Source organism: Haloparvum sedimenti (assembly GCF_001462205.1).
GTDB lineage: Archaea > Halobacteriota > Halobacteria > Halobacteriales > Haloferacaceae > Haloparvum > Haloparvum sedimenti.
The window spans coordinates 1-1300 of record NZ_LKIR01000020.1; the positions used below are offsets into that span (position 1 = coordinate 1).

General features: G+C 66.2%; 1 protein-coding gene. It reads left to right on the forward strand.

The annotated features are described in order from the left end of the window. Window positions 1-305: 305 nt before the first annotated feature. Window positions 306-1300: molybdopterin oxidoreductase family protein (locus AN233_RS01230; protein WP_176696603.1), on the forward strand; the 995-nt coding region annotated here is incomplete at its 3' end.

Sequence of the window (1300 nt, forward strand, 5' to 3'; positions counted from 1 at the left end):
TCGCCGCTCGCTTCGCTCGTTCGGGGTCGGTGTCCGCGGCAAGCACTACGTGATACATAGCCGATCATGTCCGGAAGCGTGCAAAAACCTTGGGGCAGGACCGACGCAGCGCCGTTCTCGCCGGTCCGCACCGAACGGGTCCCGCGACCGAGCCGACGCCGATTCGCGGGTCAGGCCCCGGTTCGTCCGCCCCCGTCAGCGGCTTCCCGCCGTCACGTCTCGTCGTGTAGCCGGCTCACCGATACGTTGATACGATCCCACACACAAGCCCTGATATATGCAGACACAGCGCGCAGGTGGGACGTATGTCCAGTGAGGGAGACGACGCGGTGAAAACGATCTGCCCGTACTGCGGCGTCGGCTGCGGGCTCAAGGTCCAGCCCGGCGATGAGCCGGGCGACATGCGGTTCGTCCCGTGGGGCGACGCGCCCGTCAACGAGGGGCGCGTCTGCATCAAGGGAGGCGCGGCGACGCAGGTGATCGACCACGAGGACCGCCTGACCGACCCCCTCGTCAAGGAGGACGGGGAGTTCCGCGAGGCGTCCTGGGAGGAGGCGTACGACCGGATCGTCTCGGAGATGGAACGGATCCGTGAGGAACACGGCCCGGACGGCATGGGCTTTTACGGCTCCTCGAAGACGATGAACGAGGAGAACTACCTCCTCCAGAAACTCGCCCGACGGTACGGCACGAACAACGTCGACAACTGCACGCGGATGTGTCACGCCTCGACCGTCTGGGCGCTCCGGACCAGCCTCGGCGCGGGCGCGATGACCAACAGCATGGCCGACCTGGAGGAGTCGGCGGACCTCTTCTGGATCCAGGGCGCGAACCCCGGCGAGCAACACCCGATCGCCAACAGCCAGTACTTCCGACAGGCGGTGCTCGAGGGCGCGACCGTCATCCAGGTCGACCCCCACAAGAACAAGACCACGGAGTCGTTCGACATCGAGGAGACCGAGCGCCACATGCACCTGCAGGTGAAGCCCGGCGCCGACATCCCCCTCCTGAACGTCGTCATCAAGACGATCCTCGAGAACCACGAGGAGAACCCCGACGAGGGGTGGCTCGACGAGGCGTTCATCGAGGAGCGCACCGAGGGGTTCGACCACCTGAAGGAGACCCTCGCGGACTTCGACAGGGAGACGGCCGCCGAGGAGGCGGGCGTCCCGCTCGAGGACATCGAACGGGCCGCGGAGAAGTACGCGATGGCGAACAACGCCGCCATCTTCACGGGGATGGGGATGAGCCAGCACACCTGCGGCGTCGACAACGTGCAAAACGAGATCAACCTCGCGCT